Below are 22,483 nucleotides of genomic sequence, written 5' to 3' on the forward strand. Positions count from 1 at the left end.
ACGCCGAGCGAGCTCGAGGGCCGGTCCGCAGGAGATGCGGGCCGGCCCTCGAACTGTCTCGGCGACCGTCGAACTACCTCGGCAGAGAGAGGAGCACGGGGACGACGCCGTCCTCGTCGACCGTGCCGGTGACCTCGTCGGCGGCGGCGCGCACGACGTCGTCCGCGTGTCCCATCGCGACGCCGCGCCCGGCCCAGCGCAGCATGTCGACGTCGTTGCGACCGTCCCCCACGGCGAGGGTCGCGGCGGGGTCGACGCCGAGCCGCTCGCGCAGCCGCTCCAGCCCGGACGCCTTGGTGACGCCCTTCGGCGCCACGTCCATCCACGCCGTCCAGCCGACGGCATAGGTCACGTCGCCCAACCCGATGCGGGCGGCCATCGCGCTGAACTCCTCGGGGGTGCGCTCGGGGCTGCGGATGACGACGCGCGTCACCTCACGGGACCAGAGCTGCTCGAAGTCCACGAGCTGGTGCTCGCCGTCGAGCTCGCCCTCGGGGAACAACGCGTTCATGCGGAAGCCGACGCCGATGTCCTCGACGGCGTAGCGGGCGTCGGGCAGCTCCTCCCGCAGCAGGCGCAGCGCCGGGCCGGGGTCGAAGGTGCGCACCTCGTCCAGCTCCCACCCCTGCGGCAGGGCCGGGTCGAGCCGCACCGTCACCGCGCCGTTCGAGCACACCATCCAGCCCGTGGCGATGCCGAGCAGCTCGGCCACCGGCGCCATCGCGATGAGCGAGCGTCCCGACGACAGCACCACGTGGTGCCCGGCCGCCTGGACCGTCGCGACGGCGTCGCGCACCGCGGGCGACAGGCCGCCGTCGTACCCGAGCAGCGTGCCGTCGATGTCGAGGGCGACGAGGTGCTGGTTCACCGGACGGGCTCGAGCACCTCGAGGCCGCCCAGGTAGGGCCGCAGGCCCTCGGGCACGCGCACCGACCCGTCCGCCTGCTGGTGGTTCTCGAGGATGGCGACGATCCAGCGGGTGGTGCCGAGCGTGCCGTTCAGCGTGGCGACCGGGCGCGTGGTGCCGTCCACGGTGCGCTCGCGCACGCCCAGGCGACGCGCCTGGAACGTGGTGCAGTTCGACGTCGAGGTGAGCTCGAGGAAACGCTCCTGGGTGGGCAGCCAGGCCTCGCAGTCGAACTTGCGCGCGGCGGAGGTGCCGAGGTCGCCGGCGGCCGTGTCGATGACGCGGTACGGCAGCTCGACCCTGGCCAGCATCGCCTCCTCCCAGGCCAGCAGGCGCTGGTGCTCGGCGGCGGCGTCCTCCGGGTCGCAGTAGCTGAACATCTCCACCTTGTGGAACTGGTGGACGCGGATGATGCCGCGGGTGTCGCGACCTGCGGCGCCCGCCTCGCGGCGGTAGCAGGCGCTCCAGCCGGCGTACCGCTTCGGGCCGGCCGACAGGTCGAGGATCTCGTCCGCGTGGTAGCCCGCGAGCGCCACCTCGCTGGTGCCGACCAGGTACAGGTCGTCCTTCTCGAGGTGGTACACCTCGTCCGCGTGGCTGCCGAGGAAGCCGGTGCCGCGCATCGTCTCCGGCTTGACCAGCGTGGGCGTGATCATCGGCGTGAACCCCGCCGCCACCGCCTGGTCGACCGCCGCGTTGAGGATCGCCAGCTCCAGGCGCGCCCCGATGCCGGTGAGGAAGTAGAACCGCGACCCCGACACCTTCGCGCCGCGCGCCGTGTCGATCGCCGCGAGGCCCTCGCCGAGCTCCAGGTGGTCGCGAGGGGCGAACCCCTCGGCCGCGAAGTCGCGCGGCGCGCCGACCTCCTTGACGACGAGGAAGTCGTCCTCGCCCCCGGGAGGCGCGCCCTCGACCACGTTCGCGATGCGGTAGAGCAGCTCGTCGACCTGCGTCGACGCATCCGACGCCTCCGCCTGCCGCGCCTTGACCTGCTCCGCGAGGTGCTTGGTGTGGGTCAGCAGCTCGGCCTTCTCGTCGCCCTGGGCCTTCGCCACCTTCTTGCCGAGCGCCTTCTGCTCCGCGCGCAGCGACTCGAACTCCGTCAGGGAGGAGCGACGGCGCGCGTCGGCGTCGAGCGCCGCGTCCACGAGGGCGGGGTCGTCGCCGCGGGCCAGCTGGCTCGCACGGACGACGTCGGGGTTGTCGCGCAGCAGTCGGAGGTCGATCACGCCCGCCAGCCTAACGGCCGGGTCGCACGCGGCCCCACGGGAATCCGCGCCGCTCCCCCCGGCCGGGACACCTCGCGGGGGCCGGAACACCCTCGCCGGCTCCCGGACTACCTCGCGAAGCCTCGAACTACCTCGCCGGATTCCGGACTACCTCGACGTGAGATGGACTACCTCGGCGTGAGATGGGCTACCTCGTCGGGTCTCGAGGCCCGAATCGGCATAGGTTGCCGTCATGCCGGATGAGTACGCGGGGATCGTGGCGCTGGTCGTGGCGCTGGTCGTCGCGCTGGGCGCGCTCGTGGCGCTCCTGGTGGTGTGGCGGCGGGCACGCACGCAGCAGCACGCCGTCGCCGAGCGGGACGCGCAGCGCACACGGGACGGCGAAGCGAGGGGGATGCTGCTGGCCGTCGTCATCAACCCGTCGAAGGAGGGCGCCGCGGACGTGCGCGCCGTCGTCGAGCGCGTGTGCGCCGAGGCCGCGCTGCCCGACCCCCTGTTCTACGAGACCGCGGTCGACGACCCCGGCACCGGCCAGGCGCGGCAGGCCCTCGCGGACGGCGCGGACGTCGTCGTCGCGGCGGGCGGGGACGGCACGGTGCGGGCCGTCGCGGAGGCGCTCGCCGGGACCGGGCACCCGATGGGGCTGATCCCCGTCGGCACGGGCAACCTGCTGGCCCGCAACCTCGACCTTCCGCTCACCTCGGTCCCCGACGCCGTGGCCGTCGTGGTGGGCGGCACGGACCGTGCCATCGACGTCGGGCGGGCCCGGGTCAGCGAGTTCGCCCCGGACGCCGAGCCGCTCGTCGACGGCGACCCCCACCGCGCGCACATCTTCCTCGTCATCGCCGGCCTGGGCTTCGACGCCGCGATGGTGGCGGACGCGGACGACCAGCTCAAGGCGAGGGTGGGCTGGGTGGCGTACTTCCTCGCCGGCGCGCGGCACCTGCACGGCCGCCGGATGCGGGCGATCATCCGGCTCGACGACGGCGAGGCGGTCGAGGCACGGCTGCGCAGCATCATGGTCGGCAACTGCGGCCGGCTGCCCGGCGGCCTCACCCTGCTGCCCGACGCCGTCATCGACGACGGCGAGCTCGACGTCGCCGCCATCGACACCCGCGGCGGCCTCGCCGGCTGGGCGCAGCTGCTCGGGGAGGTCGTGGCGCAGGGCCTGGGCGTGCGCAACGACCTGCCCGGCAAGATCGGCCGGATCGACCACACGCGCGCCCGGCGCGCCGTGATCCGGGTGGACGACGGCGAGCAGGCGCAGGTCGACGGCGACCCGCTGGGCAGCGCCGTCGAGCTGGAGACCTGGGTCGAGCCCGGTGCCCTCGTGGTCCGGACGGGATGATCGCGTGAACGTCCCGCGCCCGGTGACGGCCCCGCGGCCGCCCGGACCTGGGCGTGCATAGGCTGGCCCGCGTGATCCGCCCTGCTCGCGTCCTCGCGCTCGTCGTCGCGCTCACCGCCCTGCTCCTCGGAGCACCGGCCGCGTCCGCGGCCCCGGCGCCGTCCGACGCCGAGCCGCCCGAGACGCCGCTGGTGCTCGCCGGCGTGTCGGGGCTGCAGTGGTCCGACGTGGACGCCGTGCGCACGCCGCACCTGTGGCGCCTCATCGGGGGCGGGTCGGTCGCGTCGATCGCGGTGCGCACCCTCACGCCCACGTGCCCGGTCGAGGGCTGGCTCACGCTGTCCGCAGGCAGCAGGGCCGTCGCCCAGCCCGCCGTCCCCGACGGCGCGGAAGACTCCGGCGAGGACACCGCGCAGGACTCCGTCGACGGCGCGCCCGCCCTGGGCTGCCCCACCGTGCCCGTACCGCCCACCACCGACGACGGCACGGAGCGCGCGCACGTGCCGGGCTGGACGGAGCTCGCCGCGAGCGACCCCCTGACGCCGAACGCGGCCGAGCCCGGCGCGCTGGGCGAGGTCGCCGACGTCGCGGGCACGTGCACCACCGCCGTCGGCCCGGGTGCCGCCGTCGCGCTCGCGGACGCCGGGGGCGACGTGCCCCGCTACCTCTCCGACGCGGGGCGGCTCACGGCCGCGCAGGTGGCCGAGTGCCCGGCCACCGTCGTCGACCTGGGCGTCCTGCCCGACGCCGCGAGCGAGCGGACCGCCGCCGTCGAGGAGCTCGACGACCAGGTGGGCCGGCTCGCCGACCTGCTGCCCGCGGGCGGCCGCCTCGTGGTGGCCGGGATCTCCGACACCCCGCTCGGACCCTCGGACCTCCAGGTGGTCGTCGACTGGACGGCGCCCGGCGGCCGCGCGACCTGGCTCAGCTCGACGTCCTCCCGCTGGGCCGGGGTGGTCGTGCTGGCCGACCTGTCCGCGACCGTCGCCGACACCGTGACCGGCGGCGCGCTGTCCGGCACGTCGCCCACCGACGAGGAGGCCGCGACGGACGACGGCTCCGACGGCGACGACGGCTCCGGCACGACCGCCGACGACGGCGAGGACACGCTCGACCAGGCCCTCGCCCCCTTCACCGGCTCCCCCTTGGAGCGCGGCGACGACCGCCGCATCTCCGTCTCCCGCACCGTGGAGAACCGGCAGTACCTCAGCGTGCTCACCGACACCGTGCCGCGCCTGTCACCCCTGGTGCTGGGGCTCGTCGGCCTGGCCGACATCGTCGTGGTCGGCGCGCTGCTGCTGGCGCGCCGCCGCGGCGCCCGCGACGACGGCGGGGCCGACGACGGCCGCCCGCGGTACGGCCGCCGTGTGGGCCTCGCGGTCCTCGTCGTGGCGTCGAGCCTTCCCGTCGCGGCGTCCCTGGCGACGCTGTCCCGGTGGTGGGCGGCGCCGTCGCCGGTCACCACGCTGGTGCTCTCGCTCACCGTCGCGGCCCTGGTCGCGGCGCTGGTGGCGTGGTTCGCCCGCCGCCTGCTGCCGCCCTCGCCGTGGCGCCTGGCCACCAGCCTCGCGGGCGTGACCTGGCTGGTCGTGACCGTGGACGGGCTCACCGGCACCACCCTGCAGCAGGGCTCGCTGCTCGGCCCGGCGCCCTCCCTGGGGGCGCGGTTCTACGGCTTCTCCAACACCGTCTTCGCCGTCTACGCCGTCGTCGGCCTGGTGCTCGCCGCCGGGCTCGCCGCAGCCGTGCGCGCCCGCGGCGGCAGCCCCGCACGGGCCGGCTGGACGGCGGCCGCGGTGGGGCTGGTCACCGTGCTCGTCGACGGCCTGCCGCCGTTCGGCGCGGACTTCGGCGGCATCCTCGCGCTCGTCCCGGGCTTCGCGGTGCTGGCCCTCGGCGTGGCCGGCGTGCGGATCACGGGGCGCCGGATGCTGCTCGTGGCCGCCGGCACCGTCCTCGTGGTCGCCGTCGTGTCCGTCGTGGACTGGCTGCTGCCCGGGCCCGGCAGCCATCTGGGCGGCTTCGTCGAGTCCGTCGTCGAGGGTCGCGCCCTCGGCGTCGTCGCCGGCAAGGCCGCCGGTGCCTGGGCGACCGTCGCCAACCCGGCCGGTGCCGCCGCGCTCCTCGTCTGCGTCGCCGCCGCGTGGGCGGTGCTCGCCCCGGGGCGCGCCCGCCTGGACGGCCTCGCCCGCGCGTACCGGCAGGACCCGGTGCTGTGGCGGCTCGTCGTCGCGCTGGTCGTGACGGCCGGCGTCGGCACCCTGCTCAACGACTCCGGCGTCGCGGTGGCTGCGATCGTGCTCGCCCTCGCCGTGCCCGTGCTCCTCGCCGGCCGCCTCGCCCACGCCGAGGAGGCCGTCACCGCCCCCAGGTCCGGTGCCGCGCGCGCCGCCGGACCGGTGCTCGCCCGCGTGCCCGCGGTGCTCGTCGGGGCGTCGGCGGGGTTGCTCGTCGCGCTGCTCGTCGGCACCACCGCGCTGCCCGGCTCGGCATCGGCGCGCGCGGGCGACGTCTCCTCCGCCGGCACCCCCGTGGTGGACGACGCGCACCCCGTCGTGATCGTCGGCACCCAGGGTCTGCGCTGGGAGGACGTCAGTCCGTCCGCCACCCCCACCCTGTGGGACGTGCTGCGCGACGGCGCCAGCGGCGCCGGAGTCACGCCCGCCGTCGGCGGGGCCTCCGCGACGTGCCCCGCCGCCGGCTGGCTCGGACTGTCGTCCGGGCGCAGCCCGGTGACCGGCCAGACCGCGGACGGCGCCTGGTCGTGCGCGCCGTGGGAGGTCACGGCCCCCTCCGGCGACGCGTCGGGCGACGGCGCCGCGACCGTCGACGGATGGGACGACCTCGCCGCGCTGCAGTCGTCGTCGGAGTTCCGCCCGACCCTCGGCGTGCTCGGCGACGCCCTCGCCGACGGCGGCGTGTGCACCACCGCCGTCGCCCCCGGCGCGGCCCTCGCCCTCGCCGACCGTGACGGCGCCGTGGCGCGCTACCGCACCCTCGACGCGGCGCTCGCCGACCCGGCCGACACGTTCTCCTGCCCCGTCACCGTGGTCGACGCCGGCAGCGCGCCGTACCACCCCGACCCGGAGGGCTACACGGGCCTCGCCCCGCTGCCCGACGACGTCACGGCCGACGGCCCCGCTCGCGACACCGCGCTGCGCGCCGTGGACGCGACCGTCGGGCGCGTCCTGGCCACGGCGCCCGCCGACGCGACCGTGCTGGTGATGGACGTCGGCAACCCGGCACCGGGCCGCCCGTCCCTCGGGGTCGGCGTGGCCGACGCGGACGCCGACGACGCCCCCGCCTACCTCACGTCCGGCGCCACCCACTGGCTCGGCGTCGTGCGGCTGCTCGACGTGCCGACCACCCTCGTCTCCGCGTTCGACGTGCCGGTGCCCGCCGACCTCAGCGGCTCCCCGATCGAGCTCGCGGCGGAGCGGCCGGGCGGCACCGGGGCCACCGTGCGCGAGCTGGCCGGCCTCACCGAGCGCGACCACATGCTGCGCGTCACGACCGGCACCGTCACGACCCTCCCCGCGTACGTGGGCCTCGCCGCGTTCGCGCTGGTCGTGCTGCTGCTGCCTCGCCTGCGCCGCACCTCCCCGCGGGCCGCGGGCCGCTGGGCGCGCGTGCTCGACGCCGTGCTGCTGGTGTGCGCGTCCGTGCCGGCCGCCGCGTTCCTCATGACGGCGTGGGGCTGGTGGCGGCTCGCGGAGCCTGCCACCGCGCTGTGGCTGACGCTCGGCGCGAGCACCGTCGTCGTGGCGCTCGTCGGCGCCCTCGCACCCCGGCGGCCGGTGTGGGCGGGGGCCACCGTGGTCGCGACGCTCACCTTCCTCGTGCTCACCGTCGACGCGATGCTCGGCACGCCCCTGCACCGCGGCAGCCCGCTGGGCTCCGCGCCCACGCTCGGCGGCCGGTACTACGGCTTCGGCAACCCCACGTACTCGATCTACGCCACCGCGGCCGTGATCGCCGCCGCGGGCCTCGCGACCGCCGTCCGCCGGCGGTGGGGCACGATCCCCGCCGGGGTGGTCGCCGCGGCGGTCGGCCTGGTCACGCTGGTGGTGAGCGTCTGGCCCACCCTCGGCGCCGACGTCGGCGGCGGGCTCGTGCTGGTGCCCGTGTTCGTCGTCGTCGTGCTCGGCGTCCTCGAGGCGCGGGTCACCTGGAAGCGGCTGATCCTCGCGGGCCTCGCGGGCGTCGCGCTCGTCGCCGTGATCGGCGTCGTGGACTGGCTGCGCCCGGCCGCGCAGCGCACGCACCTCGGCGCCTTCGTGCAGTCCGTGGTCGACGGCACCGCCATCGAGACGGTCGCGCGCAAGGCCGGGTACGCCCTGCGCTCCCTCACCGGCGGCGTGCCGGCGTGGCTGGCGCTCGCCGTGCTCGTCGGCCTGGTCGCCGTCCTCTGGGGCGGGCCGCGCCTGCGGGCCCGGTGGCTGGAGCGGTCCGAGGCCCGCTGGCCCCTGCTGCGGCCTGTGCTGGTCAGCCTGCTGCTCGCCGGCGTCGGCGGCGCGGTCGTCAACGACTACGGCATCCGCATGGTCTCGATCATGCTGTCCGCGGCGGTGCCGCTCGTGGGGCTGATCGTGCTGCGGACGGGGATGACCGAGGATCCCGACGACCGCGGTCAGCCCGCGGCGGAGGAGCTGCTGCCCGCGTCGTCGGAGGCGGCCGTGTCGTCAGGGGTGACGTCGCCGGAGGCGGCGTCGCCGGAGGTGGCCGAGCGGGCGGAACGGCCCGGCACGTAGACGGACGTCTCGGGCTCGGGGTGCATCCGCCCTCGGACCACGAACAGCGCGACGCCCAGCGCGACGGCGACGAACGACGTCCAGATGTTGGCGGGGACCCCGAGCCACGCGTTGCTCGTGGGGTCGATACGGAGCGCCTCGAGCCAGCTGCGCCCCAGCCCGTACCAGATCAGGTACAGCGCGAACATCCGGCCCCACCGCAGCCCGTACCCGGGCTCGCCGACGGCGTCGGCCCGGAGCTCGGCGCGCCGCCGTACCGCGCGCTCGACGAGGAGGAGGAGGGCGACGCCCACGAGGTTCCAGAGCATCTCGTACAGGAAGATCGGGTGGAACAGGGTCTCGTCCGGGAAGCCGGCCACCGCGCCGTCGATCTCCAGGCCCCACGGCAGCGTGGTCGGCGCCCCGTACAGCTCCTGGTTCACGTAGTTGCCGAGGCGGCCGACGGCCTGGGCCGCGAGCATGGCGGGCGCCAGCGCGTCGGCGAACGACCAGAACCGCAGGCCCGCCCGCCGGCACCCGATCCACACGCCGAGCGCCCCGCCGAGGAGCGCCCCGTAGATCGCGATCCCGCCGTCCCAGACGCGCACCCACTCCCAGTAGCCCCACGGACCGGTCCCGTCCGAGTAGTCGCCCAGGTGGGTGAGCACGTGGTAGATCCGCGCGACGACGATGCCCAGCGGCACGGCCCACATCACGATGTCGAGCGTCACCTCGCGGTCGGCGCCGCGCGCGACGAGGCGACGGTGCGTGATCCAGGTGGCCAGCGCGATGCCGGCGAGCAGGCACAGGGCGTAGACGTGGATCGTCAGGGGCCCGAGCTCGAGCACCGACCACGCGGGGTCGGGGCTGGGGATCGACGTGGTGACTCCTCCGGCGGCGGGCATGGCCCGAACCTACCGCGCGCCGGCCCGCCGCCATGGCGTCGGCCTTGGTGTCAAGGGCGTCCGGGGCGTCAGTGGCCGGCGCCGAGCCTGCCGGCGAGGCGCTCGAGCCGCTCGGCGCTGTCCGCGTCCAGGCCGCGGAACTCGACGGTCTTGCCGTGCTGCGCGTACTTGTGCTGGACGGCGTCGAGCGCGGCCACGGTGGAGGCGTCCCAGACGTGCGTGCTCGACATGTCGACGACGACACGCTGCGGGTCGCCGGCGTAGTCGAACTGGTAGACGAGGTCGTTCGACGACGCGAAGAACAGCTCGCCGTCCACCGCGTACACCCGCTCGTCGTCCGCGTCGGAGGCGTCCAGGCGCGTGACGGTGGTGAGGTGGGCGACGCGCTGCAGGAACAGGACCGCGGCCACGAGCACGCCGACGATCACGCCGTAGGCGAGGTTGTGCGTGGCGACCGTGACCGCGACGGTGGCGAGCATGACCGCCGTCTCCGACTTCGGCATGCGCCGCAGCGTGGACGGGCGGGCCGAGTGCCAGTCGAACGTGCCGACGGACACCATGATCATCACGGCCACGAGCGCCGCCATCGGGATGGTCGCGACGACGTCGCCGAGCCCGACGACGAGCGCCAGCAGGAACGCGCCTGCCAGGAACGTCGAGAGCCGCGTGCGGGCTCCCGACACCTTCACGTTGATCATCGTCTGGCCGATCATGGCGCAGCCGCCCATGCCGCCGAAGAGCCCGGTCACGACGTTCGCGACGCCCTGCCCCCACGTCTCGCGGGTCTTGTTCGAGCGGGTGTCGGTGATGTCGTCGACCAGCTTGGCCGTCATCAGGGACTCGAGGATGCCGACCAGCGCCATCGCCAGCGCGTACGGGGCGATGGTCTGCAGGGTCTCGAGGTTCAACGGCACGTCCGGGAAGAACAGGCTCGGCAGGGACTGCGGGAGCTCGCCCTCGTCGCCGACGGTCGGCACGTCGAGCCCGGCCAGCAGGGCGGCGCCGGTGATCAGCACGATCGCGACCAGCGGGGCGGGGACGACCCTGGTCCAGCGCGGCAGCAGCACGATGACGGCGAGCCCGACGGCCACGAGCGCGTAGACCCACCAGCGGTTGTCCGCCGTGACCTTGTCGCCGAACAGGTGCGGCAGCTGCGAGGTGAAGATGAGGATGGCGAGCGCGTTGACGAAGCCCGTCATCACCGAGCGCGGGACGAACCGCATGAGCCGGGCGACGCCGAGGACGCCGAGCACGACCTGGATGATGCCGCCGAGGATCACGGTGGCGACGAGGTAGTCGAGGCCGTGGTCGCGCACGACGGGCGCGATGACGAGCGCGACGGCGCCCGTGGCGGCGGAGATCATGGCCGGGCGGCCGCCGACGAACGAGATCGTCACGGCCATCGTGAACGCCGCGAACAGGCCGATGCGCGGGTCCACTCCCGCAATGATCGAGAACGCGATGGCCTCGGGGATGAGCGCGAGCGCGACGACGAGGCCCGCCAGGACCTCGGTGCGCAGGGTCCTCGCCGAGCTGAACGCCGCCCTGAACGACCCCGAGGCGGTGGCGTCGGGGGCGCCGGTCACGAGGACCGGCGCGGGCGCGGGATCGGGCAGGGAGGCACGCAGGTCGTCCGACACGCGGAGGCTCCGTTCGGTCGAGGGGCGGCCGGCGGCACACCCGGGGCAGGGCACGCGCCGTCGCGCCGAGAAGCTGGGGAGGCCGCGGGCGGACGTGGGTACGAGCGTCCGCGGCGACGCCGACTCTACCCTCACGTGAGGGTAGAGTTCTACCCGCTCGCGATCCGTCAGACTGGACCCCATGACCGACCCCTCCCCTGCCGCCACGCTGCACATCGGGGCCGTCGCGAGCCGCACCGAGCTGTCGTTGCGCACCTTGCGGCACTACGACGAGGTGGGGCTGGTACGGCCGTCGGCCCGCAGCGAGGGCGGGTTCCGCCTGTACACCGAGGACGACGTCGAGCGGCTGCTGCTCGTGCGCCGCATGAAGCCGCTGGGCTTCACGCTCGAGGAGATGGCGGAGCTGCTGGAGATCACCGACGCCCTCGAGGCGGGCACGCTCGACGGCGAGGGGGCCGGCGACGCCCGCGCCCGTCTGGACGGCTATCGCGCCGCGGCCGAGGAGCGCCGGGCGGGCCTGGCCCGCAAGCTCGCCATGGCCGACGAGTTCATCGAGCTGCTGCGCTCCCGCTGACCGCTCAGCCCTCCGCGGGCAGGTCGCGGTCGAGCGCCCGGGACCGGACGTGCTCGACCGCGAGGCGCACGGCGCCCGTCCGCACGACGTCCGGGCCGAGGTCGGACACCACCACCTCGACCGACGGGTCGTGCAGGTGGTCCGGGAGCAGCGCGCGGGCCCGCTCGACCACCGGCCCGAGCGCGGGCGCCATCGCGCCCGTGACGATCACCCGGTCGAGGTCCAGGAGCCCGGACAGGACGGCACACACGCGCGCCAGCCGGTCGGCGAGGCCGTCGACGACCTCGCCGGCCACGGCGTCCCCCGCGCCCGCCGCCGCCAGGACGTGCTCGGCGTCGAGGCGGTCACGCGGGACGTCCGCCAGCACGCTGCCGGCAGCACGACCGGCGTCGAGCCGTCGGCGCGCCTCGTCACGGGCCAGCGCGCCGAGCCCGTCGCTGCGCCCCACGCCCTCCACCAGGTCGAGGATCCGCATCTCCCCGATCGCGCCGCGCGGCCCCCGCCGCAGGGTGCCGTCCAGCACGATCCCCGCGCCGAACCGCTCCCCCACGAGGAGCGCGGCGTACGCCGCGGCGCCGTCCCCGTGCTCGGCCTCCGCGACGGCGGCGAGATTCGCGTCGTTCTCGACGACGGTGTCCCAGCCGCGGTCGGCGAACAGGTCCTCCAGGCCGGGGTTCATCAGGGCCCAGAACGGGTTCCGCTCCCCCGCGGGCACGCCGGTGGTGCCGACCGGGGCGGGCACGCCCAGCACCGCGGCGACGACCTCGCGGTCGGTCCGGCCGGCGCGCGCCACCGCGACGCCCACCGCGTCGAGGACGCTGGCACGGCGGGCTGCGGCGTCGCTCCCCGGGTCGAGGTGGACGGACTCCTCCGCGACCACCCGTCCGTGCAGGTCGGCGACCGCCGCCGAGACCCGGTGCTGCCCCGCGTCCACCCCCACGACGAGCGCGGCGTCGGGGCGGAAGGCGTAGCGCAGCGCCGGACGCCCCTTCGTGTACGCGCCGGCGGCTCGGGCGTCGTCGAGCTCCACGAGCCATCCCCGGTCGGTGAGCTCCCGGCACAGCGCCAGGACCGTGGACCGGGCCAGCCCGGTCGCGGCCATGAGCGCGCTCGCCGTGACGGGCTCGCCGTCCCACACCTCCTGCAGCACGCGCTCGGCGTTGAGCCGGCGCACGAGATGCGTCGAGGGCGTCGTGGCCTCCGCGCCGTGGGTCATCGTCGCTCCGGTGTCGTCGTCGCCGGGCCCCGAGGACGCCGGGGCCAGGTCGGGACCAGTATGGTCGAGCAGTAAATTCTAGTGCTAGATTTTCTCCGCCAACAAAGTTCGACGACGAACGGAGCGAGCATGAGGGCCGGTAGATCGAGCACTGCCCGGGCCAGGACGACGGCGCCCGCGCGAGGCCGACGCGCCGCGCGGATGACCGGTGGAGCCCTGGGGATCACCCTCACGGCGGGCCTCCTCGTCGGCTGCGGGCCGGGCGACGGCGGCCCGGAGGACGTCCGGTTCACCTTCAGCAAGCGCGAGGCCATCCCCTACATGACGCAGGTCGTCGACGACTACAACGCCTCGCAGGACGCCGTCCGGGTCGAGCTCGACACCTCGGGCGTCGACGTCGTCTCCGCGAGCTTCGTCCGCGGCAACCCGCCCGACCTCATGCTCGCGAACTACAACCACGAGGTCGCACGGTTCGTCGACCGCTGCACGCTCACCGACCTGGGCGACACCCGGGCCGCGAGCCGGATCCGCCCGGACCTGCAGCCCCTCATGGACCAGTACGGCCGGTGCGAGGGCCGCACGAGCGCCCTGCCCTACTCGGTGATGGCGGCCTCGGTGATCTACAACAAGGAGATCTTCGCCGAGCACCACCTCGAGGTGCCACAGACCTGGAGCGAGCTGATCGAGGTGGCGGACACGCTCGAGCAGGCCGGCGAGACGCCGTTCTACGGCACCTTCAAGGACGACTGGACCGTGGCCCAGGGGTGGTTCGACTACGCCGTGGGCGGGCAGGTCGACACCCTCGACTTCTTCGACCGGCTCGCCGCCGAGGGCGCCGACGTCGGCCCGCGGTCGGCCGTGTCGTTCGAGAAGGACCTCGCGGGGCCGCTGGAGCAGATGACGCAGCTCGCCGGCTACGTCAACGACGACGCCGCGAGCCGCGGGTACGGCGACGGCAACCTCGCCTTCGCGCAGGGCGGTGCCGCGATGTACCTCCAGGGTCCGTGGGCCTTCAGCGAGATCGCCAAGACCGCACCCGACCTCGAGCTCGGCACCTTTCCCCTGCCCATGACCGAGGACCCGGCCGACCTGAAGGTGCGGGTCAACGTCGACCTCGCCGCGATCGTCCCCGAGGGCTCGCACCACCAGGACGCCGCACGCGACTTCCTGGAGTACCTCTACCGGCCCGAGGTCATCGAGGGCTACAACGAGTCGCAGCTCGGCTACACGCCCACGGCCGACGCGCCCCCGCCCTCGGACCCCCGCCTCGCGGGGATGACCGACTACTACGACGACGGGAAGGTCTACCAGGGCGCCTCGGTGCTCGTGCCCAAGACGATCCCGGTCATGCCCTACACCCAGGGGATCGCGTTCGGCGAGGACGTCGACGACGTGATGCGCACCCTCGACGAGGACTGGGCCCGTCTGGCCCGGCGCCAGTAGCAGCAGCCCGACCTGCAGAGCGACGAAGGAGTCCTGCTCATGTCCACCCTCACGACGGCCACGCCGGGCGTGGCCGCCCCGGACGCCGCCCGGCGCGCGCCACGCGGCGCCAGGCGGACCGAACCGATCTACTACCTCTTCCTGCTGCCGAGCCTCGTCCTGTTCACCCTGGCGATCCCGGTCCCCGCGCTCGTCGGCATCTTCTTCAGCTTCACCAACTCGGTCGGCATCGGCGACTGGAACTTCATCGGCCTCACCAACTACGCCGTGGCGTTCCGGGACCCCGCCATCTGGCAGAGCTACCTGTTCACCTTCGGGTTCGCGCTCGTGACCGTGCTCGTGGTGAACGTCGCCGCGTTCCTGCTGGCGGTCGGGCTCACCTCCCGCATCCGGCTCAAGGTGGGCCTGCGGGCGGTGTACGTCATCCCGATGGTGGTCTCCGGCATCATCATCGCCTACGTCTTCAGCTACCTGTTCTCGAACTCCCTGCCCGCCGCGGGCGAAGCGCTCGGCATCCCGTTCCTGTCCACGAGCCTGCTGGCGAACCCCGACCTCGCCTGGGTCGCGATCGTCCTCGTGACGGCCTGGCAGGCCGTCCCCGGCACGCTGCTCATCTACATCGCCGGCCTGCTGGCCATCCCGGGCGACGTGTACGAGGCCGCCGAGATCGACGGCGCGACCCCGGCGCAGCGGCTGACGAGGATCACGCTGCCGCTCGTGGCCGGCTACGTGGTCATCAACGTCATCCTCGGCTTCAAGAACTTCCTCAACGCCTACGACATCATCGTCGGCCTGACCAACGGCGGTCCCGGGACGGCCACCCGGAGCATCGCGATGACCATCATCACCGGGTTCAACGGGGGCGACTACGCCTACCAGATGGCGAACGCGACGATCTTCTTCGTCGTCACCGTCCTCATCGCGTTCCTCCAGCTCTCGGTCACCCGCGGAAGGAACGCCCTCTGATGACGACGCTCGCCACGACGCCGCACCGCTCCGAGCTCCCCGCGCCGGCGTCCGCCCGCAGCCGGCTCCGCGCGTCGCGCCCACGGTGGAACACGTCCGGCACGATCCTCCTCGCGGTGTGCACGGTCACCGTGCTGCTGCCGCTCTACGTGACCGTCTCGATGGCCTTCAAGACGACGGAGCAGGCCGTCGACGGCAACGCGTTCTCGCTGCCCGCGCCCGTCAGCGTCCAGGGCTTCGTGCAGGCCTGGCAGCTCACCGACTTCCCCGTGGGCCTCGCGATGTCGCTCCTGGTGACGGCCGGGACGGTGGCCGCGACGATCCTCCTGGCCGCCGTCGCGTCCTTCGCGATCATGCGCAACTGGGAGCGCCGCCTGTTCCGGTGGTCGTTCTTCTACCTCCTCGGCGCCATGTTCATCCCGTTCCCCGTAGTCGCGCTGCCGCAGATCCAGCTCACCGGGCGTCTCGGGCTCGACAACCCGCTGGGCGTGATCGTGCTCGCCACGATGTTCCAGCTGAGCTTCAGCGTGCTGCTGTTCACCGCGTTCCTGCGGTCGATCCCGCTGGAGCTCGAGGAGAGCGCCCGCATCGACGGCGCGACGACCTGGCAGACGTTCTGGAAGCTGATCTTCCCGCTGCTCGCGCCCATGAGCGCCACGGTCGGCATCTTCGCGTTCCTCTACGCGTGGAACGACTTCATGATGCCGTCGCTCATCATCTCGGACCCGGGCCTGCAGACGCTGCCCGTGCGGCAGCAGCTGTTCCAGACCCAGTTCAGCAACAACTACAACGTCTCCTTCGCTTCGTACCTCATGGCGATGGCCCCGGCGATCGTCGCGTACCTGTTCACGCAGCGCTGGGTGATGGAAGGCGTCACCCAGGGCGCCGTGAAGGGCTGACCCCGCGTCCCGCACCCCGACCGCACCACACGAAGAAGGGCATGTACCCATGACCGACCTGCTCGACCTCCCCGCCGCCGACGGCGCGACGTCCGACCCCACGTGGTGGCGCCAGGCCGCCGTCTACCAGATCTACCCGCGCAGCTTCGCGGACTCCGACGGCGACGGCATCGGCAACCTGCGCGGCATCACCTCCCGCGTCGACTACCTGGCCGCCCTCGGGATCGACGCCGTGTGGCTCAGCCCGTTCTACCCGTCGGCGCTGGCCGACGGCGGGTACGACGTCGCCGACTACCGCGACGTCGACCCCAAGATCGGCACGCTCGACGACTTCGACGAGATGGTGGCGGCGCTGCACGGCGCCGGGATCCACGTCGTCGTCGACATCGTCCCCAACCACACGTCGAACCTGCACGCGTGGTTCGCCGAGGCGCTCGCCGCGCCGAAGGGCTCACCCGCCCGCGACCGCTACCTCTTCCGCGACGGGCTCGGCGAGCACGGCGAGCTGCCGCCCGCGGACTGGACCTCCACCTTCGGCGGGCCCGCCTGGGAGCCGGTGGGCGACGGTCAGTGGTACTTCCACCACTTCGCCGTCGAGCAGCCGGACCTCAACTGGGACAACCCCGAGGTGCGCGAGGACTTCCTGCGCACCCTGCGCTTCTGGTCCGACCGCGGCGTGGACGGCTTCCGCATCGACGTCGCGCACATGCTCACCAAGGACCTGCCCGCCCCGGGCGAGCCCCTCCCGTCCCAGGCCGAGCTCGAGGCGCTGCCGCGCGACGGCCAGCACCCCCTGTTCGACCGCGACGACGTGCACGACGTGTACGTCGGGTGGCGCGAGGTCTTCGACTCCTACGACCCGCCGCGCACCGCCGTCGCCGAGGCATGGGTGGGTTCCGCCGAGCGGCGCGCGCGGTACGCGAGCCGGGACGGGCTGGGGCAGGCGTTCAACTTCGACCTGCTCGAGGCCGACTTCGACGCCGCGCAGTTCCGCCGCATCATCACGGCCAACCTGGCGCTGGCCGCCGCGTCGGGCTCGTCGACCACGTGGGTCTTCTCCAACCACGACGTCGTGCGGCACGCCAGCCGGTACGGCCTGCCACCCCGCGGGGACGACCGCCGCAAGGGCGGCACGGACTGGCTGCTCGCCGGGGGCCCGGAGTCCGACCTCGACCGCGAGGCCGGGCTGGCCAAGGCCCGCGCGGCGACCCTGCTCGAGCTGGCGCTGCCCGGCTCGTCGTACCTCTACCAGGGCGAGGAGCTCGGCCTGCACGAGGTCGCGGACATCCCCGACGGCGAGCGCCAGGACCCGACGTTCTTCCGCAACCGGGGCGTCGAGATCGGTCGCGACGGCTGCCGCGTGCCGCTGCCCTGGACCGCGGACGGGCCCTCCCTCGGCTTCGGCGACGGCCCGTCGCACCTGCCCCAGCCGGCCTGGTTCGCCGAGCACGCCGCGGCGGTGCAGGACGGCGTCGAGGGCTCCACGCTGACGCTCTACCGCTCCGCCCTCGACCTGCGGCGCAAGCTGCAGACCGCCGAGGAGCTCGAGTGGCTCGAGACCGGCTCGCCGGACGTGCTCGCGTTCCGCCGCCCGAACGGCTGGACCAGCGTCACCAACTTCGGGTCCGACGCCGTGCCGCTGCCCGACGGCGAGGTGCTGCTGACCAGCGGCCCGTTGGCCGACGGCGCGCTGCCCGGCGGGACGACCGCCTGGCTCCAGTCCTGACGCCCGCCTGACACCACCCGCGGTCGAGCCGGCCGATCACCTGTCCTAGGGTGGTCGGCTGGCTCGTACTCCCACCAGACGCCAGTGAAAGGCGACCCACCCCGCCGTGTACTCGCTCCTCCTGGCGATCATCTACGTCGCCTTCGTCAGCCTCGGGCTCCCGGACTCCCTCGTCGGGGCCGGCTGGCCCGTGATGCACCAGGACCTCGGCGTCCCCGTCGCCTTCGCCGGCATCATCACCATGATCATCGCCGGCGGGACGATCCTCTCCAGCCTGGCGTCCGAGCGGATGACGAGGCGGTTCGGCGTCGGCGTCGTCACCGCCGTCAGCGTCGGGCTGACCGCCGCTGCGCTCGTGGGCTTCTCCGTCTCGGGCTCGTTCTGGCTGCTCTGCCTCTGGGCCGTTCCCTACGGGCTGGGGGCCGGCGCGGTGGACGCGGCCCTCAACAACTACGTCGCCCTGCACTTCGCGGCGCGGCACATGAACTGGCTGCACAGCTTCTGGGGGCTGGGCGCCTCGATCAGCCCGTTCATCATGAGCTACGCCATCACCTCGGGTCTGGGCTGGTCCAGCGCCTACCGCATCGTCGGCCTCGCGCAGGCTGTGCTCACGTTCGTGCTGATCATCAGCATCCCGCTCTGGGGGAAGGTCAGACCGGCGCCTCCGGCCGGGACCGACGCGGCCCCCGACGGTCAGCCGTCCGGCGCCGGGCCGTCGGGAGGCGGACACTCCCACGTCCCGCTCGCGACGGCGCTGCGGATCCCCGGCGTCGTCCTGATCCTGGCCGCCTTCTTCGCGTACTGCGCGCTCGAGAGCACCGCGATCCTGTGGGCGTCGACGTACCTGGTCACCGACCGCGGGGTCGAGGACGCCACCGCGGCCGCGTTCGCCTCCCTCTTCCTCCTCGGCATCACCGGCGGGCGGTTCCTCGCCGGCTTCTTCGCCGACCACGTCGGCGACAAGCACCTGATCCGCGGCGGCTTCGCGGCCGTCGGGCTCGGGGTCCTGCTGATCGCCCTCCCCGCCGGCACGCCCGTGCCTGCCCTGGTCGGCCTCGTCGTCGCGGGACTCGGGTGCGCGCCGATCTACCCCGCGATCATCCACTCCACCCCGGTCAACTTCGGCGCGCGCAACTCCCAGGCCGTGATCGGGATCCAGATGGCCGCGGCCTACACCGGCTCGACGCTCGCTCCGCCCACCTTCGGCGTGCTCTCGACCTGGGCAGGAACCTGGATCTTCCCGCTGTTCCTCGCCGTGCTCGTGGCGCTGGGCCTGCTCATGTCCGAACGTCTCAACCGGCTCGTCGCCCGGCGGGCCGACCGTCCGGCTCAGGGACCGACGGCGGGGACGGGAGTGCTCGGCACCGCGGAGCGCAAGGGGTAGAGCCAGAAGCAGACGAACGCCAGGGCAGCGAGGACCACCGGCACACCGCCGATCAGCATGCGGATGCCGGTGGCCACCTCGGGCACCTGCGTCGACGCGCCCTCGACGTACCCGCTCGCGGCGAGCGCGCCCGCCACGACCACCGCCTGCACCACCACCGACCCGCGCACCACGAAGCCGTTGGCGCCGAAGTACATGCCCTCGCGGCGCAGGCCGGTGCGGCCCTCGTCGTCGTCGATCACCTGCGCGAGCGCGACCTCCAGCACCTGCATGAGGCCCGCGACGCCGAGGCCGACGGCGATCCCGGCCGCCGCGGCGCCGAGCACGGTGGTGGGCAGCAGGTACAGGCACGTCGCGAGCCCGTAGACGGCGACGACGGCGAGCATCGTGGTGCGCGGCCCGAGCCGGCGCACCACCCACGACCAGCCCCAGATCGCGGGGATCGCGGCCACGAAGATCGGCGCCAGCAGCAGCGTGGCGTCGGCGTCGGCGCCGCCCACGGTGTACTTCACGTAGAACGGGATCCCGGCCAGCAGCACCGCCGTCGTGCTCTGCAGCAGCAGCGACCCCAGCACGTACGTCACGAACGCGCGGTTGGCGAACGTGTACCGCAGCTGGTCGCGCAGCCCGACGGCGGACTCCCGGGCGCGCACCGCGTCGTCGGCGTCCCGCTCCACCATGCCCAGCAGGGACCACGCGAAGAACGCGGCGCACACCACGGCGAGCGCGACGCCCATCCCGGTCCAGCCGATCGCGTCGTACAGCAGCGGGGCCCCGGCCGTGCCGAGGATCATCCCGACCAGCGCGAAGAGCTGCCGGGGCGCGTTGCCGCGCGCCCGCTCCGCCGTCGTGCGGAAGATCTCCGGGAACAGCGCGGACACGTTGAGCACGACCGCCACGTACGCGACGTCGAACACGGCCACCACGAGCAGGAACCACACCACCAGCCCCGCCGGTGGCAGTGGCGGCGGCATCCACACGAGCGCGAACGCCACGACGAGCGGCACGATCCCCAGCACGATCCACGGCACCCGCCGGCCCCAGCGCGTGCGCCGCCGGTCGGACGCCGCGCCCACCAGCGGGTTGAGCACCGCGTTGAGGATGCCGTGCGCCACCATCGCACCGGCGACCCACCCGGCGGGCACACCCAGGCGGTCGACGTAGAAGAACACGACGAACGCCGAGAACGTCTGCAGCATGAGGTTCGCCGGGAACGCCGACGCCCCGTACGCGACGGCCTGGGTCCGGGTGGGCGCGCCCACGAGCCGTCGGTCGCGCAGCCCGGCGAGCGAGGTCACCGCTCCCCCCGCTGCACGGCACGCAGGTCGCGCCAGCCCAGGCGCACCAGCCCCTCCGCGGCGATCACGGCGGCGACGTCCGGGTCGCGCAGCAGCCGCTCCTCGTAGCCGCGCTTGGGCGCCGCGTAGTCGACGGCGTCGGTGAGCTCGTCACCCGGGAGCATCGGGTGCAGGAAGATCTCGGTGACCCCGGGGCCGACGCGCCGCAGGAGGTCGAGGAACCCGGCCTTCACCGCCTCGTAGCTCTCGGCGTCGGGCGTGCCCTCCCCCACGAGCTCGAACGGGTGCGACCACAGGCGGTCGAGGATGACCACGCCCGCCGCGTCGGCGGCCGCCGTGGCGGTGTCGAGGATCGTCTGCGACCCCGGCGCGTCCGGGTCCGCGCCGACGGCCGCGAGCCCCTCCAGGGAGCGCGGGAGCCGGAACGGCAGGCCGCGCTCGGCCGCGAGCGCGAGCACCTGCGGCAGGAACGAGCGCCCCGTCACGAGCCCGTAGACCGACCCCATGTGGTTGTCCAGGTGGCTGACGTCGACGCCCGCCCCGAGCGCGGCGTCGAGCTGCGCCGCGAGCTCGGCCGCGACGTCGTCGTCCTGCGCCTGCCGCTCGACGACGTCGACCGCCGCGGGGAAGTACCCCGCCGCGTCGACGAGCGACGTGTCTACCCCCGTGAGGGGCCGCCACCGGTAGCGGGTCCACTCGCTCGTGAGGACCAGGTGCACGCCGACGTCCAGGCCGGGGTCGGCCGCGGCAGCGGCCAGGGCGTCCGGCGCCCACGGGCACGGCACCATGACGGTCGCCGAGTCGAGGTGCCCGGCCGCGAGCAGCGGCAGGATCGCGCGGTTGGCGGCCCGGCACATGCCCAGGTCGTCCGCGTTGAGGATGATCGCGCGGGCGTCGGGGCCGAGACCGAGGCGCGCGGTGAGGTCGGACAGCGGTGCGCCGGCCGCGCTCACCGGGGCGCCCCGTCCACGCTCGCGTCGCCGCCCGGCACGGCCGCCGCGGCGTCCGCCGCCACGCGGGCGCGCAGCGCCTCTCCCGCCGCGTGCGCGGCCCCCAGGACGGCGCCGTCCGCGCCGAGCGGCGACGCCTCGACGCGCACGGGCAGGACGCCGACGCGGTCGCGCAGGTACGCGGCGACCGGGGCGTGGATCGGGGCGCGGGCAGCCTCGTCCGCGAGGACGAAGGCCTCCGGGTCGAGCACGATCGCCAGGGACGCGACGACGACGGCCACCCGGCGCGTCAGCTCCGCGACGACCTCCGCCGCGACGCCGTCCCCGGCCTCCGCGCGGTCGATCAGCTCACGGACCGTGACGTCCTCCGGCAGGTCGTGGTCCTTCGCGAGGGCGGCGATCGCGGCGTCGCCGAGCACCTGCTCGCCCAGGGCGTGCCCCGGCTGCGGCAGGAACGCGACCTCGCCCGCGATCCCCGCGGCTCCCCGGTGGAGACGACCGTCCAGCACGATCCCGGCGCCGAAGCCCTCGCCGAACGAGATCGTGACGAACGACGACCGACCGCGGCCGGCGCCACGATGCTGCTCCGCCACCGCGGCAAGGTTCACGTCGTTGTCCAGCGACACCGGGCAGCCGAGGGCGTCGACCAGCGCGTCGTGCAGCGCCGTCCCGCCCTTCTCGTAGCCCGGCACGTGCAGCACGGTGGTGCGGTCGTCCCCCACCACGGCGGGGAAGGCGACGACCGCGCGGCTCACCTCGATCCGGCGGCCCGGCTCGAGCCGCGCCTCCACATCCTCCCGGCAGGAGTTCGCCAGCACCGCCGCCGCGCGCGCCCGCGCCACCGGCGTGCGCTGCACGTCGCGCCGCTCCGCGCGCGCCCGGACCGCTCCCGTGGCGTCCACCAGGGCGACCCGCACCCGGTCCCGGGCGACGTCCACGCCGAGCCCGAACGCGGCGTCCGGGTCGACGCGGAAGCGCCCCTCGGCGTCGTCGGTGGCGACCGCGCCGGCCGCCGCGAGCGACGACAGCGCGTGGGCGACGGTCACACGCGGCAGACCCGTCACCTCGGCCACCGCCGGCTCGCCGGCGGGACCGCCGGACACCAGCGCGTCGAGCACCTCGAGGACGTCGGACCCGCGCAGCGGGCCCAGGATTCCGGTGTCAGGGGTGGGCATCGGGCCTCCGTCGGGACAGGGTGGGACGCGATCGTCCCGGCGCTGCGAGCCTAGCCACGCCCCTGCGACGTTGTCGACGCGACGTGTCGGTGC

The 22,483-nt window shown here is 74.4% G+C and carries 15 protein-coding genes; 7 read left to right on the top strand and 8 right to left on the bottom strand.

Annotated elements, in window-relative coordinates; all coding sequences use genetic code 11:
* Positions 1–73 precede the first annotated feature (73 nt).
* Positions 74–868: an HAD family hydrolase gene (locus tag B5Y66_RS08145; RefSeq protein WP_079573364.1), complete on the bottom strand. Its 795-nt coding sequence runs from the start codon at positions 866–868 to the stop codon at positions 74–76.
* Entirely contained in the window at positions 865–2,136 is a 1,272-nt protein-coding gene (gene serS / locus B5Y66_RS08150) for a serine--tRNA ligase (protein ID WP_079573366.1), read from the bottom strand. Before serS ends, B5Y66_RS08145 begins: the two co-directional genes overlap by 4 nt.
* 232 nt (positions 2,137–2,368) lie before the next feature.
* On the opposite strand from serS, the gene B5Y66_RS08155 reads away from it, so the two are divergent.
* A complete protein-coding gene (locus B5Y66_RS08155) occupies positions 2,369–3,484 on the top strand; it encodes a diacylglycerol/lipid kinase family protein (RefSeq protein WP_079573368.1) in 1,116 nt (371 codons plus the stop codon).
* A gap of 4,630 nt (positions 3,485–8,114) precedes the next feature.
* On the opposite strand, the gene lgt is transcribed toward B5Y66_RS08155, so the two are convergent.
* Together lgt and B5Y66_RS08165 are read right to left on the bottom strand one after the other, a co-directional pair.
* Positions 8,115–9,119, bottom strand: coding sequence for a prolipoprotein diacylglyceryl transferase (lgt, locus tag B5Y66_RS08160; RefSeq protein WP_079573371.1), 1,005 nt, complete (start codon positions 9,117–9,119; stop codon positions 8,115–8,117).
* A gap of 68 nt (positions 9,120–9,187) precedes the next feature.
* Positions 9,188–10,759, bottom strand: a complete 1,572-nt coding sequence (locus B5Y66_RS08165; RefSeq protein WP_079573373.1) for a SulP family inorganic anion transporter — start codon at positions 10,757–10,759, stop codon at positions 9,188–9,190.
* Between the two features lie 181 nt (positions 10,760–10,940).
* Between B5Y66_RS08165 and B5Y66_RS08170 the strand changes: the two genes are divergently transcribed.
* Positions 10,941–11,333, top strand: coding sequence for a MerR family transcriptional regulator (locus B5Y66_RS08170; protein WP_079573375.1), 393 nt, complete (start codon positions 10,941–10,943; stop codon positions 11,331–11,333).
* A 4-nt stretch (positions 11,334–11,337) separates the two neighbouring features.
* Here the strand turns inward: B5Y66_RS08170 and B5Y66_RS08175 are convergent, their stop codons facing one another.
* The gene (locus B5Y66_RS08175) at positions 11,338–12,549 is read right to left on the bottom strand and encodes an ROK family transcriptional regulator (protein WP_079573377.1); all 1,212 of its coding nucleotides are present in this window, start codon (positions 12,547–12,549) and stop codon (positions 11,338–11,340) included.
* Positions 12,550–12,750: 201 nt separating this feature from the next.
* Here B5Y66_RS08175 and B5Y66_RS08180 point away from each other — a divergent pair, with 201 nt between their 5' ends.
* The 5 genes from B5Y66_RS08180 (at position 12,751) to B5Y66_RS08200 (ending at position 18,967) form a co-directional block, all read left to right on the top strand.
* Positions 12,751–13,992: an ABC transporter substrate-binding protein gene (locus B5Y66_RS08180; RefSeq protein WP_079573379.1), complete on the top strand. Its 1,242-nt coding sequence runs from the start codon at positions 12,751–12,753 to the stop codon at positions 13,990–13,992.
* 39 nt (positions 13,993–14,031) lie between these two features.
* Positions 14,032–14,958: a carbohydrate ABC transporter permease gene (locus B5Y66_RS08185; RefSeq protein WP_079573381.1), complete on the top strand. Its 927-nt coding sequence runs from the start codon at positions 14,032–14,034 to the stop codon at positions 14,956–14,958.
* Complete coding sequence (locus B5Y66_RS08190; RefSeq protein WP_079573384.1) at positions 14,958–15,857, top strand: carbohydrate ABC transporter permease; 900 nt, start codon at positions 14,958–14,960, stop codon at positions 15,855–15,857. The genes B5Y66_RS08185 and B5Y66_RS08190 overlap by 1 nt, the downstream gene beginning before the upstream one ends.
* A gap of 49 nt (positions 15,858–15,906) precedes the next feature.
* Entirely contained in the window at positions 15,907–17,583 is a 1,677-nt protein-coding gene (locus B5Y66_RS08195) for a glycoside hydrolase family 13 protein (RefSeq protein WP_079573386.1), read from the top strand.
* A gap of 106 nt (positions 17,584–17,689) precedes the next feature.
* On the top strand, positions 17,690–18,967 hold the full coding sequence (locus B5Y66_RS08200) for an MFS transporter (RefSeq protein ID WP_079573388.1): 1,278 nt from the start codon (positions 17,690–17,692) through the stop codon (positions 18,965–18,967).
* On the opposite strand, the gene B5Y66_RS08205 is transcribed toward B5Y66_RS08200, so the two are convergent.
* Genes B5Y66_RS08205 through B5Y66_RS08215 form a run of 3 tightly spaced genes read right to left on the bottom strand, consistent with a single transcriptional unit; the run spans position 18,913 to position 22,390 of the window.
* A complete protein-coding gene (locus tag B5Y66_RS08205) occupies positions 18,913–20,265 on the bottom strand; it encodes an MFS transporter (RefSeq protein WP_079573390.1) in 1,353 nt (450 codons plus the stop codon). The two genes, B5Y66_RS08200 and B5Y66_RS08205, sit on opposite strands and share 55 nt — an antisense overlap.
* Positions 20,262–21,218: a polysaccharide deacetylase family protein gene (locus B5Y66_RS08210; RefSeq protein WP_245806998.1), complete on the bottom strand. Its 957-nt coding sequence runs from the start codon at positions 21,216–21,218 to the stop codon at positions 20,262–20,264. Before B5Y66_RS08210 ends, B5Y66_RS08205 begins: the two co-directional genes overlap by 4 nt.
* On the bottom strand, positions 21,215–22,390 hold the full coding sequence (locus tag B5Y66_RS08215; RefSeq protein ID WP_079573391.1) for an ROK family protein: 1,176 nt from the start codon (positions 22,388–22,390) through the stop codon (positions 21,215–21,217). The genes B5Y66_RS08210 and B5Y66_RS08215 overlap by 4 nt, the downstream gene beginning before the upstream one ends.
* Positions 22,391–22,483 lie beyond the last annotated feature (93 nt).

Source organism: Krasilnikoviella flava, assembly GCF_900167525.1.
GTDB lineage: Bacteria > Actinomycetota > Actinomycetes > Actinomycetales > Cellulomonadaceae > Isoptericola > Isoptericola flavus.

What these genes read in the sequence shown, in the direction of transcription:
- B5Y66_RS08155 (WP_079573368.1), top strand. Translation starts at nt 2,369, where the DNA reads ATGCCGGATGAGTACGCGGGGATCGTGGCGCTGGTCGTGGCGCTGGTC.
- lgt (WP_079573371.1), bottom strand. Translation starts at nt 9,119, where the DNA reads ATGCCCGCCGCCGGAGGAGTCACCACGTCGATCCCCAGCCCCGACCCC.
- B5Y66_RS08170 (WP_079573375.1), top strand. Translation starts at nt 10,941, where the DNA reads ATGACCGACCCCTCCCCTGCCGCCACGCTGCACATCGGGGCCGTCGCG.
- B5Y66_RS08175 (WP_079573377.1), bottom strand. Translation starts at nt 12,549, where the DNA reads ATGACCCACGGCGCGGAGGCCACGACGCCCTCGACGCATCTCGTGCGC.
- B5Y66_RS08180 (WP_079573379.1), top strand. Translation starts at nt 12,751, where the DNA reads ATGACCGGTGGAGCCCTGGGGATCACCCTCACGGCGGGCCTCCTCGTC.
- B5Y66_RS08185 (WP_079573381.1), top strand. Translation starts at nt 14,032, where the DNA reads ATGTCCACCCTCACGACGGCCACGCCGGGCGTGGCCGCCCCGGACGCC.
- B5Y66_RS08190 (WP_079573384.1), top strand. Translation starts at nt 14,958, where the DNA reads ATGACGACGCTCGCCACGACGCCGCACCGCTCCGAGCTCCCCGCGCCG.
- B5Y66_RS08195 (WP_079573386.1), top strand. Translation starts at nt 15,907, where the DNA reads ATGACCGACCTGCTCGACCTCCCCGCCGCCGACGGCGCGACGTCCGAC.
- B5Y66_RS08215 (WP_079573391.1), bottom strand. Translation starts at nt 22,390, where the DNA reads ATGCCCACCCCTGACACCGGAATCCTGGGCCCGCTGCGCGGGTCCGAC.